The sequence below is a fragment of the Campylobacter sp. 2014D-0216 genome (assembly GCF_014931215.1).
Classification (GTDB): Bacteria; Campylobacterota; Campylobacteria; order Campylobacterales; family Campylobacteraceae; genus Campylobacter_D.
Genome location: NZ_CP063089.1, coordinates 854620 through 876216 on the forward strand (window position 1 = coordinate 854620; position 21597 = coordinate 876216).

At 28.4% G+C, this 21597-nt stretch carries 11 protein-coding genes and 1 tRNA gene; 2 read left to right on the forward strand and 10 right to left on the reverse strand.

Annotation, left to right across the window (positions count from 1 at the left end; all coding sequences use genetic code 11):
* Positions 1 to 168 precede the first annotated feature (168 nt).
* Complete coding sequence (locus A0083_RS04400; protein ID WP_197552402.1) at positions 169 to 1065, reverse strand: malate dehydrogenase; 897 nt, start codon at positions 1063 to 1065, stop codon at positions 169 to 171.
* A 17-nt stretch (positions 1066 to 1082) separates the two neighbouring features.
* Positions 1083 to 3653, reverse strand: a complete 2571-nt coding sequence (locus A0083_RS04405) for a YhdP family protein (RefSeq protein WP_197552404.1) — start codon at positions 3651 to 3653, stop codon at positions 1083 to 1085.
* Between A0083_RS04405 and mltG the strand changes: the two genes are divergently transcribed.
* Positions 3571 to 4524 carry an endolytic transglycosylase MltG gene (mltG, locus tag A0083_RS04410; RefSeq protein WP_332088003.1) on the forward strand — a complete coding sequence of 318 codons (954 nt, stop codon included), beginning with the start codon at positions 3571 to 3573 and terminating at the stop codon, positions 4522 to 4524. The two genes, A0083_RS04405 and mltG, sit on opposite strands and share 83 nt — an antisense overlap.
* Here the strand turns inward: mltG and A0083_RS04415 are convergent, their stop codons facing one another.
* Both A0083_RS04415 and flgL read right to left on the reverse strand, forming a co-directional pair.
* Entirely contained in the window at positions 4525 to 7272 is a 2748-nt protein-coding gene (locus A0083_RS04415) for an FtsK/SpoIIIE family DNA translocase (RefSeq protein WP_232087583.1), read from the reverse strand.
* A gap of 134 nt (positions 7273 to 7406) precedes the next feature.
* Positions 7407 to 9599: a flagellar hook-associated protein FlgL gene (gene flgL, locus A0083_RS04420; protein ID WP_197552408.1), complete on the reverse strand. Its 2193-nt coding sequence runs from the start codon at positions 9597 to 9599 to the stop codon at positions 7407 to 7409.
* A 155-nt stretch (positions 9600 to 9754) separates the two neighbouring features.
* On the opposite strand from flgL, the gene A0083_RS04425 reads away from it, so the two are divergent.
* Positions 9755 to 9841 (forward strand) — tRNA-Leu (locus A0083_RS04425).
* Between the two features lie 506 nt (positions 9842 to 10347).
* Here A0083_RS04425 and A0083_RS04430 read toward each other — a convergent pair.
* The 6 genes from A0083_RS04430 to A0083_RS04455 all read right to left on the reverse strand — a co-directional run bounded on the left by A0083_RS04430 (position 10348) and on the right by A0083_RS04455 (position 21290).
* Positions 10348 to 11160: a hypothetical protein gene (locus tag A0083_RS04430; RefSeq protein WP_197552410.1), complete on the reverse strand. Its 813-nt coding sequence runs from the start codon at positions 11158 to 11160 to the stop codon at positions 10348 to 10350.
* Positions 11161 to 11246: 86 nt separating this feature from the next.
* On the reverse strand, positions 11247 to 12548 hold the full coding sequence (locus tag A0083_RS04435; RefSeq protein WP_197552412.1) for a hypothetical protein: 1302 nt from the start codon (positions 12546 to 12548) through the stop codon (positions 11247 to 11249).
* A 70-nt stretch (positions 12549 to 12618) separates the two neighbouring features.
* Entirely contained in the window at positions 12619 to 13905 is a 1287-nt protein-coding gene (locus A0083_RS04440; protein WP_197552414.1) for a hypothetical protein, read from the reverse strand.
* A gap of 10 nt (positions 13906 to 13915) precedes the next feature.
* The gene (locus A0083_RS04445; RefSeq protein WP_197552416.1) at positions 13916 to 17398 is read right to left on the reverse strand and encodes a hypothetical protein; all 3483 of its coding nucleotides are present in this window, start codon (positions 17396 to 17398) and stop codon (positions 13916 to 13918) included.
* A complete protein-coding gene (locus A0083_RS08105) occupies positions 17395 to 20844 on the reverse strand; it encodes a hypothetical protein (RefSeq protein ID WP_232087540.1) in 3450 nt (1149 codons plus the stop codon). Before A0083_RS08105 ends, A0083_RS04445 begins: the two co-directional genes overlap by 4 nt.
* On the reverse strand, positions 20844 to 21290 hold the full coding sequence (locus A0083_RS04455) for a tRNA 2-selenouridine synthase (RefSeq protein ID WP_197554551.1): 447 nt from the start codon (positions 21288 to 21290) through the stop codon (positions 20844 to 20846). The genes A0083_RS08105 and A0083_RS04455 overlap by 1 nt, the downstream gene beginning before the upstream one ends.
* Between the last annotated feature and the right edge of the window lie 307 nt (positions 21291 to 21597).

The following is a 21597-nucleotide window of genomic DNA, read 5'->3' on the forward strand; positions in this document are numbered from 1 at the left end:
CTTTCTCTTTTTGTCATTTTTAATGATTTTTTATCAAAAAATTATTTTTAAAACAAACTTTTTATTATAGCGAATTTATAGCATGAATAAGTATTATTTGAAAGATAAAATAAAACAATTGAAGTTTTATCACACAAAGTAACATTAGGAGTAGTAACTCCTAAAATATCATTTGTAATTGTATTGAATGAAAGATTTTTCTAAAGCTAGTTGCTCATGCTCACTTAATTTCAATTCTAAAGTTTCAAGCACACCCTCAAGACTAATTCTTGCCATAACCCCAAAAGCTTTTCCGTATAAGCCATATTCACCATTTAAAATCACACTCATAGGTAAAAATTCTCCACTTTTTAAAGCTTCTATCATTCTCACACAAGCACTTGCTGGAGCTAAATATGCTGAAGTTTTTAAGTGTTTAATCACCTTAGCACCGCCTATTTTGACTTCATGCTCTATTTGAGTGATAACTTGTGCATTTAACACTTCATCTAAGGCTTTGTTTTTAACTTTACTTTGTGATTGGATCAAAACCATACTGTCATTATGAAAACCTATTAATTTAGTATCTACTTCTGATGTTTTTAAATTTAATCTTTTGCTTAGCTCGTATTTAAATCTTGCATTATCTAATACCCCTGCCATAGCGATAATTTTATTTGATCTAAAAAGCTTACTTTCATAAAGAGTATTAAGTAAAAAATCCACCGGATTACTAACTATAATAAATAATGGATCTTGATTATATTGTTTAATACATTGTGCGCATTCGAGCATTATTTTAGAATTTATCATAAACAATTCATCTCTACTTTGCCCTTCTTTTCTAGCCACACCCGCACTAAAGATAACCACTTGAGAATTTTTGGTATATTTATAATCACTCGTACAAGTAATTTTTATATCAAAATTAAATGCTGCAATGCTTTGACTTAGTTCCAATTCTCTTGCAAGAAGTAGATCTTTATTAATATCAACCAAAACAAGCTCGCTGATTAACTCTCTTAAAATCAATGTATAAGCTACACTTGCACCAACATTTCCAGCACCTATGATAGTAATTTTCATTGTCACTCCTTTTGTAGTTATTTTACTAAATTTGCCGGTAGCTCGAAAATATTTTTTATCAAATGATATGGAAGCTGTAAGCTTTGTGCAATCAGCTGAGTTTTAAACTCAGGGTTATCTAGCGTTCCACCTAATTTAATTTGTGTACTAATTTGTCTATCTTTTCCTAAGATAATCTGGTTAATAATTGGCACTTTAGAGATCACAGAACTAGCTGATTTTAATGTTCTTAGCTCTAATAAACCATCAACTTGACCACTTCTTAAATTCACCTTAGCTTGACCTAAAATATCTGCACTATCTCCATTGAAATTAAGCGCATCGATTTCAAAAAGATCTTTTTTTCTACTAAAACTCACACCTGCATTTTCAATACTAAAACCTTTTTCATTGAAAGTTGGGGCTTTAAATAAAAGCAAACTTGGTATAGTATCTATAAAACTTAAAAGCTGTTGATGGAATTTAAGATCTTTTAAATATGTATCTTTAAATAAAAACTTTCCTTTAAAAAAATCCGTACTATTGCCATCTATATAAAGGTTAAATTCGCCTTTTTCAAAAGCATTTTGTCGCATAAAGGTATTTAAAAAATCATCATCCATTTTCAAAGCTCTAATTTGCATTTGATTTTCTTTTAATAAAAAGTTAAATTTAGATTCACCGCGATTTGCCTGCGCTTTTACAAAATCTTTTTTTACATTTGCACTAAATTGATCAAAATCTAAAGTTTTGTTAAAATCTTTTAAAATAAGATCAATATTTTTTGCATTGATATAGTAATTCAACCCCTCAAGATCACTCAAGGTATTTTCGGTATCATTTTGTGAGATTAACAAATTTACATTATTTAAAGTTATGTTTACATCATCGCTTTCTTTTTGTGCTAAAACACTACCGCTTGCACTAGTAAGATTAAAATCATCACCTTTGATATTTACACTAAAGCTATCATACTCATAAGGATTGTTGTCCTTATAAAGTAAAAAAGATTCAAAAGTTGTATTATTAATATCTACATCAAAATCATCAAAATTAACCGTTTTTAAAGATAATTCTCCATCGTGGACATTGTTTTTTTGCATGAGACTAGAGTATTCTTTATATTTTGCAAGTTTAGCAACATATACCGAAAAACCTTGATCAAAAAACAAAGTAGTTGTTAGTTCTTTATTATACAAACTGATATTATGATCAAAATCAAGATCTAAATTTAAAAATTTATCTTCTATTTTTAAACTATCTTGTGGAAGTTTTAAGCTTATTATATAAGTTTTAAATTCTCCCTTTTTTTGTTTTAAATTTACACTAGCATTAAAATCCCCATTGATGAGTTTGCTTTGCACACGGGCATTGTTGATTTTTACTTTGTCTTTTTCTAAATTTACATTAGCCTGAATGATTTTAAAATCGCTAATGTTAATATTAGAATTTACAATATCAAAATTTCCTCTATATGTAAGTTTTTCAGGATGTTCAAAAGGTATTTTTAAGGTTAAATCAGTTTTCGTGATACCATTGTTTTGCAAGAAAGGTAACTTTATATCATAAAGGCGTAGAATTTGATTAACCCTATAATCAGCCCTTGTGTTGTTGCTTTTAAGATGGATATCAATCCCTGCTTTATCATTAAGCATATTAGTGATATAAACTTTACTTTGAGCTAGATTGTAACTATTAAAATACAATTTATCATAACTAAAATCAAGTCTTTGTTTAGCAAAATCAAGTCTTACAAAAGGACTAACAATAGGATCAATTCCTTTATCCAATACTACTCTTAGATTATTCACATAACCCTTAGCTTTTATATCATCTAAATAATACCTATGCTTTCCAAAATCCGCAAAACCATTTAATTCTTCGATAAAATAAAAATCTGCTTTAACCTTGCCTCCCACCCAAAGATCCAAGTTAGTCGGGAGCTTCACTCCATTTTCTGTAAGAATATGAAAGATTTTAGAAATATTATTTGTGCTGATATTTTTTAACTCATATGCAATTTCTTCTCTTTTGAGCGAAAATTTAACATCACTTTTTAAAAAATCGCTTTCAAGTTTACCCCTAAATGTATAAAATTTGGTTTTGGGATTTACCATTAAAGTGCCCATAACATTAAGACCATAATCTTTTAGAAGAAAATTGCTTACATCAACTTGAATTTTTTTATCATCAACTTTTAAATTAAGCTTAATCAACAAATCCTCACCATTGACAAAAAACAAATCATTTTTGTATACAAACTCTACTGGATAATTATTGACTAAAATTTCTCCAATGCTTACTTCTTGAAAAAACCAATACAAATACTTCACATCTTTTATAATCTTAATAGCTTTACTTGCACTAGTATCATTTTGCCCCTTTTGATTGTGTGAATTAATAGTAACTTTTTTTGCATTTAAAATAAGTTTTTTATCTAATTTAATATATAATTTCTCCAAATTTATAGAAGCAATCTCGATTTTTTCTATATAAATTCCATTTTTGAGGTAAATAAACAAAGCTATGAAAAAAATAATAGGCAATGCTAAAAATTTAAGAATTTTTTTAATATGTTGTGATTTTGTTTTAATTTTTCTTTTATCCATTTTTTACTATCTACTCTTACCTATAAAAACAAACTCCGTGGTTTTTATATCACAAGGTTCTGTAAGTAAGATTATAACGCAATTAGATAAAAATAACTATAAAATGAGCAGTATTGATAAATACGCTTTGTATTTTTTAGGCCATCCTCAATCTGGTTGGATCAATATAGGCACAAATGCACTCAACCGAGCTGAATTTTTACACAAACTTACCATCGCTAAAGCAGCACTTGAAACCATTACGCTCATTCCTGGAGAAACCACAGAAATATTCTTTCACGAATTAGCCCCTAAGCTTAACTTAAACGCTAAAACTTTAATGCAAGAATTTCACAAGCAAAGTCCTTTTAAAGAAGGTATGCTTTTTCCTGAAACTTATAAGATTCCAAAAGGCATTACAGAAGAGCTTTTGGTAAAATATCTTTTAGCTTATTCTACTAATGAATTTAAAAAACTTTCTTTTAAAATTTTTAGAGAATATAATGAAAAAAAATGGCATGAATACATCATTATAGCTTCCATTATTCAAAAAGAGGCAGCAGATAATGAAGAAATGCCTATCATCTCATCAGTGATTAGAAATCGCTTAAAAAAAGGCATGAAGCTTCAAATGGATGGAACACTCAACTACGGAAAGTACTCTCATGAAAAAGTTACCCCACAAAGAATAAGATCAGACAATAGCTCTTATAATACTTACAAATTCAGTGGTATACCAAAAGAAGCAGTGTGTAATGTATCTTTTGAAGCGATTAAAGCGGCAATTTTTCCTGCCAAAACAGAGTATTTATATTTTGTAAGAGATAAAAAAACCAATAAACATATTTTTACCTCTACTTTAAAAGAACATAATAAGGCAATAAGAAATTAATTATAAAATTTCTCTTTGCCCTTTTGCATCAGGTTCACTTAAAACACCCATTTGAGAAAGTTGTTCTATGATGTTTGCTGCGCGGTTATAGCCTATTTTTAAGCGTCTTTGCAGATATGAAATACTTGTTTTTCTATCTTCTAAAATCACTGCTTTTGCTTCTTCATAAAGCTCATCTAACTCCCCATCATCTATTTCACTTCTTTTATAAACCCCATCTTGACTATCATCTTTCAAAAAGCTTTCATCGTATTCAACTACTTGTTGAGCTTTTAAAAATTCTACGATATTTTCGATTTCATTTTCACTTGCAAAAGGAGCATGTAAACGCACCAAACCACTCATACCAGGGGGAGTAAATAAACAATCCCCACGTCCTAACAAACTCTCAGCACCCATAGAATCCAAAATAACCTTAGAGTCTATTTTTTGCCCTACTTTATAAGAAATTCTACTTGGTAAATTTGCTTTTACAACCCCAGTGACTACATCTACTGAAGGGCGTTGAGTAGCTACGATTAAGTGAATTCCACTAGCTCTTGCCATTTGCGCTAAACGACCTATATAAAACTCCACATCTTTACCTGCTGTCATCATCAAGTCAGCTAACTCATCGATAATCACCACGATAAATGGCAAGATCTCCCCGCCTTGTTCTTTGATTTTTTCATTATAATTTTCGATGTTTTTAGTTTTTGCATCAGCCATCAAGCGGTATCTTCGCTCCATTTCAGCTACCATATTTGATAATGCATTAACCGCCTTTTTAGGATCAGTGATAACCGGAGTAAGTAAATGTGGTATATCATTATAAATGCTAAATTCAAGCATCTTAGGATCTATCATCATCAGTCTTAAAGTTTTTGGTGAATTTCTATAAAGCAAAGACAAAAGCATGGAGTTAATCCCTACACTTTTACCACTTCCTGTTGTTCCTGCTATTAAAAGATGAGGAAGTTTTTTAAGATCCGTCACAAAAGGATCACCTACTATATCTTTACCCAAAGCTATAGTTAAAGGCGAGCTAGAGTTTTTAAACACATCGCTTTCTAGAATTTCTCTTAAATAAATCGTGTCGATTTGCTCATTTGGTACCTCTATACCAACCACATCTTTACCTGGTATTGGGGCTTGAATTCTTATAGTTTGCGCTTTTAAAGCCATAGCTAAATCATCTTGCAAAGATAAAATTTTACTTACCTTTACATCAGCTGCAGGGCGGAATTCAAAAGTAGTAACAACAGGTCCTGTATAGGTTCTAACTACATCGCCACCTATCTTAAAGCGTCTTAATTTTTCCAATAAATCATAAATTTTTCTATCGATTTCTTCTTCATTGATTTCACTTTTACCTTCTTTTGGCATAGTTAAAAAATCCAAAGGTGGTAAAGTAAAATCCTTTGGTTTTTCAAAATTTCCAAAGTCAAGATCTTTTAATAATGCTTTATTTTCGCTAACTTCGTTGGTGATTGAATGATGTGTTTTATTTTCAACAACTTCTATAGTAGGTTCTTGATAAACTTCAGGCGTATTTTTTTCCTCATAAATATCATTTTTTACTTCTTCTACTACAAAAGGAGTTTCATAGTTTTTTTTACTTCTTAACTCCTCTATGCTAGTAGGCTTAACAAAATCATCTTCGCTAAAGTCTAATTCTTTAACTTCATTTTGCGGGATAAAATCCTCATCTTTAAATTCTTTAACACCTAGGAAGTTATTTTTAGTTTGTATTTTTTTAAATTCAGCTTCTTTTTGCGCCTCTATGGCGTTTAATTCTTCGATTTTTTTAAAATCCTCATTCAATTCTTCGAGTATTTTTTCTTTTTGCAATGCCTTGTATTCTTCAAGCAATTTAGCCTTTTGCAACATTTGCTCGCGCTCTTTTAGTTCTTTAGCAAACAAAGTATTATCTTCGTTTAATTCTTCTTTGTTTTCATTTAAATCTATATTGCGTCTTTTATAACTTGGTTCATCTAGGTTTTTACTTTTTAAAGTTTGAGTATAAATATCTTCACTTTTATTTTTATATTTTGACAAATACTCTTCAGGCGTCATTTCATCTTCCTTTATATTTATTTTACTTGCTTTTTGTGCAAAATTTGCGATAGGCTCTGAAAGCTCATGGATGTAACTTGAACCTAGCTTTTTATCTTCTTCACTAACGACAACTTCTTCTAGTTCTTGATTTTTTAGATCATCAAGATTAAATTTCTTATTTTGCTGAACTACTTGTGCTGGCTCCACTTGCGTTGTCTTTACTACTTCTTCTTTATCTTTGATCAAAAGCTCTTGCTTGAGTTTTTCTTGCTCTTCTTTGGTTTCATTTTCGTATTTATCGCCACCAAAAAAGCCGAAAATTTTATTTTTAATTAAAGTTTCAAGCTTCAGATAAAAATCAAAGTCAAGCTCTATTTTAAACACATCTTTTATGATTTGCGGAAAAGAAATACTAAAAGCAAAAGCAAGTAATAAAATCACTAGCACTAAGCTACCTATTTTTCCAAAAAGACCATTTAAAATCACAAACATAGCTGAAGCTATATAGCCTTTATCTTGTAAAAAAACCGAAGCAAAAATTAGCGAAGCAAGTATGCAAGCAAATACCGCCACACTAAACCTACGCTCTATTAAGTCGAAATTATAGTCATTTTTATACAAAAGATAATTAAACCAAAAAAAGACAAAAGGATAAAATTTGGTTAACGAACCAAATAAAAAATAACTAAGCTTTGCTAAAGAGTACCCTATAATGCTTACCAAAGCTTGATCAGGTATCAAAGCACTTAAACAAAAATAAAAAATACATATATTAGAAATGAGAAAAATAGCTTCTTTTTTTATAACACATCCTTTATAAAGAAAAAAAGCTATTATATCAAAAATTATAAGTAGTTTAACAAACTCATTTGAGAAATTTTAGAAGTTGCTGAAAGCATTGCTTGGTATGAAACCATAGTTTGCATAAATTGCATATAGGTTTGCCCATAATCAGCATCAGTAATCCCTGTTTTAATCGAAGCCACATTAATATTTAAAAAGGTCATTCTTTTGTTAGTTTCTTCTATATTGTTTGTGTATGCACCAATGGTAGTTTGCATTTTTCTAACATGCTCTTGCAAATGATCAATTCTCTCTAATGCTCCTTGCAAACCTGTGTTTCTAGGATCACTCCCTTCTGAATCAGCCCTCATGGTACCATTTAAAACCGCATCAATCATCTCATCTAAGTCTTTAATTAGATCAATATTTGGATCATCAATTGTCAAAGAATTGTTTGCACTAAAGACAAAACCCGAACCATTTACCGTAGTTCCTGCTGGAGGAAAGCCACTGTTTGAGTTAGAATCTTTTATAGTTACTCCGATGTTGGTGTTACTTGAGAATTTATCAGTAATACTGATACGACCTTTATAATCCATACCAACTTCAACACTATCTCTAGAATTTAAAACTAACTTTTGATACTCTTTAAAATGATCAGCATTTGCAGGAGCAAGTGTAGTTTCTGGAATATTATCAGAAGCTATCATACCTATGATATCATTTAATTGTCCATAAGTAATATCTTCAGGATTAGTTGAGCTTATATTGCTAGGATTATTTGGATCAGCGCTCATAAAAGGAATTTGGATTAAAGTTCCATCAGGTTTATTAAAACTCACCATAGAAGCTTCTAAATTTACAGTTACTTCATAAGTTTGACCACTTTTAGAAGTAATCTCCATTTGGAGTTGCTGACCATCCATGCTACCATTGGCATTTGCAACTACTTCGCTAAGCTTTGTACTATCTGTTGCGTATTCGCTTGTTCCTTTCACTACTTGAGAAACATTACCAAAAACAGTGTTACCATCTTTTTCAAAAGGCACATCAAAATCAGCTCCATTGGTTTTATTGCCATTGATATTGCTTTTTATAAAGTCTGTTTTGTGTATATCTACGGTAAATCTTTCTCCACCAACCTCGATAGTAACCGGACTTCTTGTGTTATTTAAATTCCCTCCATGTGCGGCTTGCATGATACGATCGGTCACATCTTTCATGCTGATATTTTCTCTTTCTGCAGCGGCTTTTAAAGCTTTAATTTGCTCTGCATCTTGAAGCTGCGGGGTCATAGCAACTGCATGAAAGTCTAAAGAACTACTTCCCTCTTTTAAGCTTTTGATTTCAATTTGACCACTATCGTTAATCGTTACATCTACTACTTTGTTGCCTTCTGTGTTACCATATAGTTTACCTATGTTATTTAACACATCATCTATTTTCGCATCAGGGTCTATATCTAAAGTGGCCTTAAAGCTTGTTCCATCGGGTCTTACCCCTTGAACATACATTGATGAGTGCGGAAAAGGAAGTTTATCATCGTAGCTACTGTCAAAATTTTCATCCGGTTTTAGCTCACCATTTTGGACATAATTTTGTCCTATCACATGAGAAAATAAAGACTCGCCGGTAATGTGTTTTTTTTCATTTGGATAGCGTGCATCTGTAAATGAAACATTGGTTGAGATGATTTTATTAATATTTGAATCAGGTTTAAAAAATAAATCCCAACCAGGGATATTATAAGGAATTTGAGTTCCTGCGCCACTTACTACAAAAATATTATCTTTGTTGCCAGAATAATTTCCATATTTATCAAAAGGCTTATTTGCGCTATTTGATCCACCAAATAAATACTGCCCATTAATGCTAGTATTTGCAATATTTACAATAGAATCTCTCACGAGTTGTAATTCTTTTGCGATAGCCTCCCTAGACTCTTGAGAATTACCATCACTTGCAGCTTTAGTTAAAAGTGTTTTAAATTTTTCCAAAAGCTCTGTGATGTTTTTCAAAGCTGTATCAGTGTTTTTTGTCATCTCCATGGCCGCTTGAGTACCTTGAATCACTTGATTGATATTAGCCATTTCATATTCTAATCTTGAGCCATTGATATAAATGTTTGCATTTTCCCAAGAATGCTGAATAAGCTGACCGGTTTGAAGTTGCAAATTGTATTTATTTAACAAAGACTGTCCATCGGTGTAGTTTTGTATAGATGTGTAGAAATTATACTGGTTACTAATTCTCATAATTTTGCTCCGCAAATAATTTTTAAGGATTTATAAGCAAAAAAAGTTCCAAAATTTAAAGCTAATTTAATTTTTCATACGAAATATTTTATTTTTTTTTAATATTTTTTTAGTATAATCTCAACTCTTAAATAAAATTAAATTCTTACACAAAAGCCCGAGTGGTGAAACTGGTAGACGCGCCAGACTCAAAATCTGGTAAGGGCAACCTTGTGTCGGTTCGAGTCCGACCTCGGGCACCATATTTCATAAAACAATTTTTGATTTTTCCACATCTAACTTTATAATAATCATTTCTTTTTTTATAAACAAAACTGATTATATTATGATGAGCATCACCATGCTTTATATTTTCTAAAGCTTTTATAATTAAGTTTTCATTTTTAAGTTTTATTATCCAAATGACAGGTTTTATCGCCACAGTAAAATTTTTGATTTTAAAATATCTTTTTAAAATTACATACTCTTTATAGAAAAACCTCTTGATGAATTTTATTTAATTTTACATCCAGATTAACATAAGCCTTTATATTACCCAAGGATGTTGATTTGACATCATCATAAAAACTTCATTTTGTGAATTTGGGTTTGTAAAGCCTTGATTTAAAAGTATACATCTACCCAAACTCAAAACAATCACATCGCCTAAACTCTTTAAAAATTGCCTTTATAAAACACACTATTTTCCAAAGTAATTACAAAGTTTTTACTATGATTAACAAACCACACCTACTACTTACTACCTTCCCTACTTCAACCTCACATTCATGATCACATTAGATAAAAATATACTATCTTGTTTAAAGTCTTTTGAGTTATATGCATTTTTTGATTGTATAGTTTGTATTAAAGTTGAAAGATTGTATAAACTTAAACCCTCTAATATATTTATAAGTTCTATCTTGCTTAAAGTATTAAAATCATTTAATAGTCTAAGATAATTACTTATAATAGAAGAAGAATTGATATTATGAAATACAATTTTATTTTTTATATCTTCTTTAATAAAAAATTGATTATTTTTTATATAAAAATAAGTTTTAAGATGATGATTACTTAATATTTGATTATAAAAACTTAAAAGGCTTTCTTTGTTATTTAAGTCTATAAAATTTAAAAATATATTTTCTTTTAATAATGCTTCTTGTAGTTGTTTTAAGTTTTTAAAAGCTTGATTTATACTAGAAAGATTTTCCAAAGCATAAATGGTGTTATCATCTTTAGAAATTGTTCTATTAATGTTATATTGTAATAAAGGATTTTTATAAAGTGTATCACTATTGATTAAGATATTGATATAAAAAGATTCTTTTATATCAGTGTGCTTTTTAATATGTAAAAATTCTAAAATATTTAAAAAAGCATTAGGTATGTAAAATTGATCTAAACTAAGTTGTAAAAAATGATTCATATTATACATAGAAAAAATATCATTATCTTTAATCAAATCATCTTTATTTAGATTAAATAACATAACTCCACCAAAACCTAATAAGCTTAAATTTTTTAAATTCTCTAAAGCTTTTCTTTTTTCTAAATCAATTTGAAGTATTTTTTGCATTGTTTTTCCTTTCTTTAATTAACCTATACATAAACCATCTTCTATAATGATAGTGGTAGCTAGTATAGTTATGAAATTCATTATTTTTACTCTTTTATATTATGTTCTTTAGCATAAGCTTGTATTTTAGCTCGAAGTTCTTGCGGAAAATTATATCTATATATGGCAGGAATTCTTGGATTAAGTTTAGCGTCTAATTTGTGTTTTTTATAAATAAATTCTAAATATTCTGGTATATAATAATAAGGTGCATTAGGATAGCCTTGTGGTGGAGTTAGGGCTGCTAGTTTGGCATGTAGTATTAAAGTATCATTAAAAAGTTGCGCTCTTTCTTCACTCCAATCATTAGGTGTATCGGTTCCATAGCCCTGCAACATACCATTTTTATACCCTCCCCTATAACGATCAAATTCTCTTCTACTTTCATAAGTAGAATCTACATCCCTTGGATCTTTTATCTTACCCTCAACCACATCACTTCTTAAGGCTTTGTATATATCTCCAAATTCATCTTCAGAAATTTGATATTCGTTATAATCAATTATCCAATCTATTCCCATAATCTCATCTATAAAAGGAAGCATACCAAATTCATCAGGTTTTAAAGTCTTAGCTAAGGTTTTAATCTCTTGTTCTCTTAAAGGATTTTTATGCACTCCTACTAAACCACTTCCTACAGCAATATCAGCATAACCATAAATAGCACCTAATAAATTAGGTTTATCTAATATACTACTTCCTCCACTTAATTGTATATAAAGTATAGTAGCTTGGATAAATCTTGCATTAAAACCATTTTGAAACATATCATTAGCTAGATATTTATAATCACCTAATATTCCTGCTGCCATACCCCATTCATTATGAAATAAACTTGATCTTAGATTATGTTTATTATCATCTACTATTTTATATAATTTTTCATATTTAGGATCTACATTTCCTTTTTCGTCTACAGCTCCTATAGCTTCATAAGGTATATCTATAACAACACTTCTTATACCACTTCTTATAACTAAATACTTATATCTTTCTTTTTTAGTTTTTAAAGATTTATAATAAGCTTTTTCTGCTTTAGTCCAAGGAGCTATGCTTCCTTTAATAGGATCTTTTAGATAAATACTTTGCCAATCTTTAAACTCAAGCAAAGTAGAACTTTGTCCTGTATAAAGATTAGGATCTAAATATCTGGGTTGATAGTCTTTGTAGGGAGAGTTTCTTAATATACGATCAGCTTCAAACAAAGCTTTAGAATATTCTTGGGTGTATTTGCCTACTTCACGTCCATCTTTTCTTTTATCAAATATAATTTGATTTGTATTTTTATCAACTTCTAATATAAGTCCATTAGAAGTATAAATCTCGTAAATATCTTTATTACCACTCATTTTTATCCTTTCATCCTATATATAAACCATCTTCCATGATTATAGTAGTGGCTAATGAAATTCATTATTTTTACTCTTTTATATTATGTTCTTTAGCATAAGCTTGTATTTTAGCTCGAAGTTCTTGCGGAAAATTATATCTATATATAGCAGGAATTCTTGGATCAAGGAGTTTATCAAGTTTATGTCTTTTATAATACCATTCTAGTTTTTCAGGGGTAAAATAATAAGGTGCATTAGGATAGCCTTGTGGTGGAGTTAGGGCTGCTAGTTTGGCATGTAGTATTAAAGTATCATTAAAAAGTTGCGCTCTTTCTTCACTCCAATCATTAGGTGTATCGGTTCCATAGCCTTGCGCCATACCCTTTCTATATCCAACCATATAACGATCAAATTCTCTTCTACTTTCATAAGTAGAATCTACATCCCTTGGATCTTTTATCTTACCCTCAACTATATCACTTCTTAAGGCTTTGTATATACTTCCAAATTGATCATTAGCCAATCTATATTTATTCAAATCAATTATCCAATCTACCCCCATAATCTCATCTATAAAAGGAAGCATACCAAATTCATCAGGTTTTAAAGTCTTAGCTAAGGTTTTAATCTCTTGTTCTCTTAAAGGATTTTTATGCACTCCTACTAAACCACTTCCTACAGCAATATCAGCATAACCATAAATAGCACCTAATAAATTAGGTTTATCTAATATACTACTTCCTCCACTTAATTGTATATAAAGTATAGTAGCTTGGATAAATCTTGCATTAAAACCATTTTGAAACATATCATTAGCTAGATATTTATAATCACCTAATATTCCTGCTGCCATACCCCATTCATTATGAAATAAACTTGATCTTAGATTATGTTTATTATCATCTACTATTTTATATAATTTTTCATATTTAGGATCTACATTTCCTTTTTCGTCTACAGCTCCTATAGCTTCATAAGGTATATCTATAACAACACTTCTTATACCACTTCTTATAACTAAATACTTATATCTTTCTTTTTTAGTTTTTAAAGATTTATAATAAGCTTTTTCTGCTTTAGTCCAAGGAGCTATGCTTCCTTTAATAGGATCTTTTAGATAAATACTTTGCCAATCTTTAAACTCAAGCAAAGTAGAACTTTGTCCTGTGTAAAGATTAGGATCTAAATATCTAGGTTGATAGTCTTTGTAGGGGGAGTTTTGTTTGATATTGTGTGCTTCAAACAAAGCTTTAGAATATTCTTGGGTGTATTTGCCTACCTTAGCTCCCCCATCATCTAATAAAATTTTATTCGTTTTTTTTTCTACATCTAAAATAATACCATTAGGCATATAAATTTCATAAGTTTCACTCATTTTTATCCTTTCATCCTATATACAAACCATCTTCCATAATTATAGTAGTGGCTAGTCTGCCTATAAATTCATTAGAATAATCCTGTATTTTACTAATATCATCACTTTCATCATCATCGTTTTCATTTTTTATTTTCCCATTTACCTTTTCATCCCCTATCCCCCTATACATCACTTCTAAATTATGTTGTCCTATGGCTTCTAAATTTTCCATTAATCTTCTTGCTTTTTGTCTATCTTCTATGAACTTACCCTTTTCATCTTGGATAGTATTATAAATACCATTTACATATTCATATAAAATTTGTATAGCATCATTATAAGCTAAGATAGGGTGTTGTTTTATCACTGGGTGTTGTGTTTTATACTCTTCTTTTCTTTGAAAATGCTCTAGCTTATATATATTACAATTTCTAAGTTCTATATTGTTTTTTTCAAAAAATTCTTTATCATTTAAGATGTATTTGCCCTCATTGATTTTATCTTCCTTAAAAGCACTTCTTTTCTCATCTAAAATAATATAAGATAAAAGTCTTTTTAAGGCAAATTCCCTAGCTTTGCTTGAAGTCGTAGCACAAGCAATACTAGGATAATAACTAAGCCCACCTGTGCACAATAAAGAACCAAAAATAAACTCAGATAAATCAAAACTCATAAATCTAGAATTTATCAATAAAGGATAGGTTAAGTATTCTTCTTTTTTTACAGCTAAAGGAAAATCATAATTGTAAGTAAATTTTTCATACATTAGTTTTTCATATAAAATTTTTAACCTTTCATAATTTGTAGGCAAAAGTGTATCGATAAAAGATCCTGCTAAATTTTTTAACACATCTACACTTAAATTTTTACTTACTTTAATAGAAAAATCAATAGCTAATTGTTTTTTTACTTTTGATATCAAATGAATTTGCTTAGCTTTATCCAATCTTGAAAAACTCTTTGACTTTTTCAACTCGCTTGCATATTCTAATTGATTAAAATAATAATAATTTGTTCCTATTTGATATAAAAAAAGCTTATTGAGTGGCTTTTTACTTTTTGGATTAATTTTTATAAAATGCCCTTTAGGATTAAGTGCATAAAATATCCCTAGTTCTTTAAAAAAATGTGCTTTAAAACTAGAAAATAATTTATTGCCATAATGCTTTTTATCAAAGCTTGAATTTATAAAAAATAAAATCATTTTTTTAAAAAAATCAGGCTGGCTCATAAAAAATTCTGCAAAAGGAAAAAGTTGCTTAATGATGTTAAAAAAAGTAATATCTATGGATAATTTTGCAAGTTCATTATCAAGCATAATTTCTTGAATGCTTTTATCTAAATCTTTTTTCAAAGGAAGAGTTTTGTCTGTTTGTGTATTTTCTTTAAATTCAATTTCCTCATCAAAGCTTTCATTTAAGGTTTTTAAAAAATTCACATAAGTTCGATCCTCTTCTTCAAAATCATTTTCAAATATAGCTTTAGCTAATTCATCTAAATAGATAACTTCATCTTCTTTTTTATTTTTATTTAATTCTTTGGATAAAAAGATGTAAATTTTTTTATCATTATCATAAAAATAAATGTCATCAGGGATAAATGAAATATACTCATTAAAATAATTTGGTATTTTAATCTTTTGGTAATTAAGTGAAATTTCTTTATCACCATAATCTAAATTTGGAATTACAATATTTTTAACACCAAGAGAATATTCTTGTGTAAAAGCTAAGTCTTTTTGTAAAACATACAAAGTCAAAGTCAATAAAACAACCGTTAAAGGTGAGTATTTCTTAAAATCTACATTTTCATATGTTTTGGATATTGATGGATCTAACTCAAGAAAAAATTGCATTTGATCATAATCAGAATTGATATTATCTAAATAATTATTAAAAAGCCCGATATATTCTTTTACTTTTTCTTTTTCTTTTTCGCTAATTTCTTCCAGTTCTTTGGGTAATTTAAAAAAGCTATCAATATAAGCAAAATCTTGCTCAACTGATTGTTTTGTACTCTCTAATAAATCAAACAATAACCGAGAATATGGTTGATTATAAAAATTAAAATACCTTTTATATTTTTGATAAATCTGTCCATCAAGTTTCACAAAAGGACAAAGCTGCAATACAAAATCATCTTCCTTTTTAACATCTCTTTCTATAAAATAAGAACCATAATCTCTTTTACTAGGAAATTGCTCTTTTAATCCAAGTTTTTCATTTTTTGTAAGAGCTTTAGGACGATTTTTTATTATTGCTCCTAATTTTTTTTGATACAAATCTTCACAAAGTGCTGCATTGTTAAGCTGTGGCGGATTGGTAATAAACAAATAATTTTTACCCATTTTGGTTGTATTGATTTGATCAGTATTTTGTTTATCTAGTATCATTTCTACTAGTATGGAAGAATTTAAATCAGGATATTCTGCATAAAAGAAATGATTAAGTTCAGAGATATTTGAATTGATTGCTTTTTTTAATGTTGTATCAAAATTTTTTAAACTAGAATTCATTAAAAGCGTATTATTTAATTTTTCGTTTTCAATTTTTGGATTATTTTCTAAAAAATGATCAAAAATACCTTGAAATTCTTCATCTAAAATAACTTTATAAAAACTATTTTTATAAAGACTAATAGAAGGCACATTAGAATAAGACGAAAAATCTAATAATACTTTATCATCTATAATCAATACATCAGATAAAATTTCTTCATTGCACAAAGCGATAATAGGATAAAGCTTACTAGTAATAAGCTCTAAAAGTGGATAAGCAAAATCATAATAATATTTTTGTTCCTTATACTCTTGATACTCAGCAGAAGAATTATAAGCTTCAAATAATGTATTTACAACAAAAACATAAGGATTTTTCTTAACTAAAGAGATAGGTTTTTTAAGATTGGTTACAGAATCTAATATATTGATAAAAAATTTTGCTATAGCTCTAATAATTTGCTTATATTCATCATCATTAGATTGAGTAATATTTTTTAAAAGTGTATTAAAAAGTGTATCTAGGGTAAGTTGTATCTTTGGTTTAATCTCTTGCTCAAAATAATCAGATTCTTTGATATTTTTTAATAATGTATTTAATTCTTTTTGAACTTCTTTTAAAAAATTTTCAATATTTTCTTCATTACTCTCATCAATAATTTTATTGAGCGTTTTGTTTTCGTTTTGATTGATTGCATTATTTAAAAAATTTAAATTATTAAAGATAATTTTTTTAATACTAGATAAATTTTTATCAGAGCTAAATTTTTGTTCTTTTGTGATTTCATCTTTATTAGCTTGATTTAAATGTATGATTTTAAAAGTTTTTTTCTTGTTAATTTTAAATTTATATTCAATAGTATGTAGTGTCTTATACAAAGAATTCTTAGCTTCTTTATATCCATCAAAATCACCACATATAAAAATAATTTTATTAGCATTTTCGGTAAGATTTTTTAACTCAATTTCCAAATTATGATTTGATGTAATTAAAGTAAAACCTTTTATTTTCATATTTTAATCCCATTCACTACTACAAATTTACAAACATAAAGCCCTTGTTTTCTATCTTCATCTTCTAAGATCTCATCTAGTCCATTTGCGATTTGAAATTTTAAATTTTGCATTTTAGCAGGAGCTAAAAAAGTTAAATGATATTCGTTTAATTCTTTATTATCTTCTAGGGAATTTTTGATGATTTTATCATACTCATGTAGCTGTGTAAAATACCCTGCTCCTAAATCTTGACATTCAGATTCTTTATAAGCACTTTTATAAACTTTAGCAATATTTTTTGGGATAATAAAATAAAGTTTGATTAAATTAGTATCAAAACTAAAATTTAATTCTTTAAAATCATAATTTTTACTAAAGTCTTGTTTGAATTGATTAAGAATATTAACATCCTCTATATCTTTTAAATCTTTTTGATCTATATTTAATTCACTTAAAGCTTTATTTTGTTCTTTTTTTTCATTATTGATTAAAAGGTTATAGATAGGTAGGTTATCTTTTTGAAATCTATCGCTTTTATAATGTAGTCTTATTATAGGCTCTTTTAGCTTTGTTTGGTTTTTGCTTTGTTTTGCTAAGCCTTCCTTAGGATTAAAACTATGATCAAATTTAAACTTAGTAGGTACAAAGCTTACTTTTAAAGGATATCCTTTATCTGTGACACAAGCTGAGATGAGTTCTTGTAAGATTACATATTCATCATTGACTTTCTTTTGAGATAAAGAGCCTTTAACATCTACCACCTTAGTACAAGGATAACTTACCTTTCCCATGGTATTAGGACAACCACTTATGCTAGAATTAAGCAAATCACTTTCTAGCATAATAGGCACACCATCATCTTTAAAAGTTTTTCCTTTGTTTGATTGAAGCGTTACCTTGCCCCCATGGATACATTCTAGGTTTTGATTTTCTAAAAGGGCATGGAGCTTAGCTATAGCTTGTTTTTTATTTATTTGTATGGTTTTTTGTTCTTTTAAAGTGTTTGAAATTAAATCTTTATACTCTAAGCTTTGCTTGCTTAAACATTCTAATTTGATGTTTAAAGAATTTTCTATAATAGAATAATTAAGCAAGTAAAGTTCATCATTTTTATAAAAGATGCTAAGTTTTCCTTTGCCACTATTTTCATCTTTAGGAGAAAAATAATAACTAGGTGTATCTTGTTTTATAGTATTATCTTGATCTAATTCTCCAAAGTAAAAGGGATTATTAGGAAGTTCAGCAGAGCCTGTAAGAAGAGTGGAGTTTAAAAAGATATAAGCTTGGTAGTTTTGGAGTTCTTCGACTGCAACACCTACTTTAGTAGCCACTCTTTTATAAATCTCATCACAGTCGATCAAATCCCTACAATTAGCAAAAATAAAAACTTCTTCTTTTGGTAAATTAACAAATATAGTCGAACTTGAGGAATTAAATTTTACTTTTGTTTTAATGGGTTGGTTTTTATTAAGATAATAGCTTGTGCAATTATTTTCATAAATCAAATTAATCATTTGCTTTTTTCTAGCTTGAAAAAAATCTAAATCATTTTTCAAGCTAAGACATTTAAAGCACTCAGAGTTATAATTTAAGATTTTCCCTATATTATCTTCTGTAAGTATTTTTTGATTATTTTTATCTTTAACAATAAAAGGCAACCACTTATAAACTGCTTCAGCATGATCTAAATCTTGCTTTAAATCCTTATTAGATAATTTTTCCAATATAGATTTATCCAGCATTTTTATATAAATTTGCATAGCTTCTAAAACCAAAAAAGAATCAGGAATAACAAATTTATTTATATTTTTATATTCACTTACATAAAACAATTCTTGTGTATCTTTATAGATAAGATTAAATTCTTTCTTGTTATATACGCTATTTTTACACAAGTTATCAAAAATTTTATCCAATACCACACTAATATAATTTTGATTTTCATCTTGGATATCTACATGATCTTCCAATAAAAGCTTATTTTTTTCACTTAAGTCGATTAAATTTTGCGCATAAGAATTTAAATAATCCATAGCACAAGCAATATCCTCTTTAAATTCATTGATATTTTCATTATTTTTTACTAAATGTTCATAAAAATAACTCGCCCAAACTATATTATACATAAAATGGCTAGTTAGTAAATAGTTTTTTTCAAGCTCTCCTATATGAATTAAATGCAACTTGTCTGTATTTTTATAATCAAACTTATCTTTAATGCTTAAGCCATATTTATAACCCAAATCAGCTATCACAGATCGTGAGGACTCTAATGCTTGTCTATATTCTCGTGAAAAATCTTCTTTATCAGGGATAGGTTTAGCTATAGTTTCTATATGATGTATTTCTATACTTGTTTTACCTCTACTTGCTTGTTTTATATTTAAGGCACATTCATCAAGTCTTTTTTGATCTATCTGCCCTTGCGAATTTTTACATTCTTTGATCAAACCATCGGTTCCATTTTCCACATTTAAAACTTTAGAGCAATTATCTAAAGTCTTTCTAGTCATACCAAAACCAAAAAGCTTTTTAATCCCTTTAATGAGTAATTTAAAAACAACCCTAATAACTCTAATAAAAATATTTACAAAACTTGCTATAACACCTTCTATACCAGCTCCATTATAAGTATAAAGTTTTTGAATATATTTTTTTTGTCCAAAGATACAAAAACATTGAGCTAAATGTCCTCCTAAAGAATGTCCTACAACATCTATTTTAAAATCATCACTCCCATGCTTTTCTCTAATGACTTTTAAAACTTTATCACTATAATTCATCAAAGACACCACTTGTGGAATTCCAAGCCTCAAAGCAATAAAACCATCTGTAAAAAATGCATCTTTTAATAGCTGTGTTCCACCTGTTTCAGTGCCACGAAAAGCCAAGATATAAGTATTATCATTTTTACTTGTGTCTTTAAAAACAGTATGAGAATAACCACTGATGTTGGTGTTTTTTACATGATCTATAACTTCATAACGAGATACAAAATTTTTAGTGCGTGGACTAAGATGATGTCTGAAATTATCAGGATATTCTTTTTGTTCTTTAAAATTTAAAGCTAATAGATTTTTTTGATCTTTTGCTTCTTTGTCTTCTTTGTTTCTATAAATAAAGCTTTGAGCTTTATTTCCAATAACTTGATCCTCATCTAAAGCTTCATTGTCTTTTCTAGGTTTTTTAAAGACAAGATCAGCAGAAAATCTAGCTTCTATAATGGTAGCATAAGCTGTAGGATCTCCTATTTTCTTATTACCTCTAGACAGCTTTGTTTCATTCTCTTTGCTTATCTCATACCCTAACTTTATCCCATCTGCATAAAGCCACAAAGGAGGAGTAAAAGCACTATCAAAAAAACCTTTTTCATCATTCTCATCGATTAAATCAAGCATAGCATAACTAGCATCTGCTATATCAGCATAGTCTTTGATTTGAGAGATAAGTTCTTTAGGATTCATCAGTAACTTTGTCCTGTATATTTTTCATCACTTTTTATAAATTTATTATTAGTAAAATAATGAAAAGATCCTCCTCCTGCACTTTTACGACTAATGCTAGAAAAGCTAAATCCTCTTCCTTCATCTCCAAACAATCCATAGCTTTTTACTTTATAATCTATCATAGTAGCAAAAACAACAGGATATTTTTTACCCTTACATACATAATAAGTTGTCATACCCAAATAAGGTCTTAATTTTTTATAGTTTTCTTCACCCATATATGCTTTAAATTGATCTTCATAGTATGCAAATTCGGGTTTATCTTTGAAACCAAAATTAGCTTTACCTTTATATCTATAATCACTACGATAATATTTACAACCATTAGAAAGGACTTGAGGGAATTTTTTTTCTACATCATACTTTTTAATATTAGCTCTTAACTCTTCATCAGAAGCAGATATATTATTAATCCATTGATTATATTCTTTTATCTTTCTTTCATTTTCCAATATCTCTTCTCTTATTTTTTTATCAAAGATATAAATTCCACCATAATTACTTGCAAGAGTTTCTAGTTCACTTGCTTTATTTTCTTTAAAAGCACATGCACTTAAAGATACTAAAGAAAACAAGCTTAGAATTATCATTGTGATTTTCATTTAATACTCCTTTTTAAAGTATATTATTTCAAATACCTTAGTATAAGTAAAATTTAGTTTTTATATTAACATATCATGAAAAACCTTTTTCATCATTCTCATCGATTAA

Excerpts from the sequence above, each read along its gene's own strand:
- A0083_RS04405 (WP_197552404.1), bottom strand. The coding sequence starts at position 3,653 with ATGGATAAAAGAAAAATTAAAACAAAATCACAACATATTAAAAAAATT.
- A0083_RS04435 (WP_197552412.1), bottom strand. The coding sequence starts at position 12,548 with ATGAGTGGTAATAAAGATATTTACGAGATTTATACTTCTAATGGACTT.
- A0083_RS04440 (WP_197552414.1), bottom strand. The coding sequence starts at position 13,905 with ATGAGTGAAACTTATGAAATTTATATGCCTAATGGTATTATTTTAGAT.
- A0083_RS08105 (WP_232087540.1), bottom strand. The coding sequence starts at position 20,844 with ATGAATCCTAAAGAACTTATCTCTCAAATCAAAGACTATGCTGATATA.
- A0083_RS04430 (WP_197552410.1), bottom strand. The coding sequence starts at position 11,160 with ATGCAAAAAATACTTCAAATTGATTTAGAAAAAAGAAAAGCTTTAGAG.
- flgL (WP_197552408.1), bottom strand. The coding sequence starts at position 9,599 with ATGAGAATTAGTAACCAGTATAATTTCTACACATCTATACAAAACTAC.
- A0083_RS04400 (WP_197552402.1), bottom strand. The coding sequence starts at position 1,065 with ATGAAAATTACTATCATAGGTGCTGGAAATGTTGGTGCAAGTGTAGCT.
- A0083_RS04445 (WP_197552416.1), bottom strand. The coding sequence starts at position 17,398 with ATGAAAATAAAAGGTTTTACTTTAATTACATCAAATCATAATTTGGAA.
- mltG (WP_332088003.1), top strand. The coding sequence starts at position 3,571 with ATGAAAAAAATAATAGGCAATGCTAAAAATTTAAGAATTTTTTTAATA.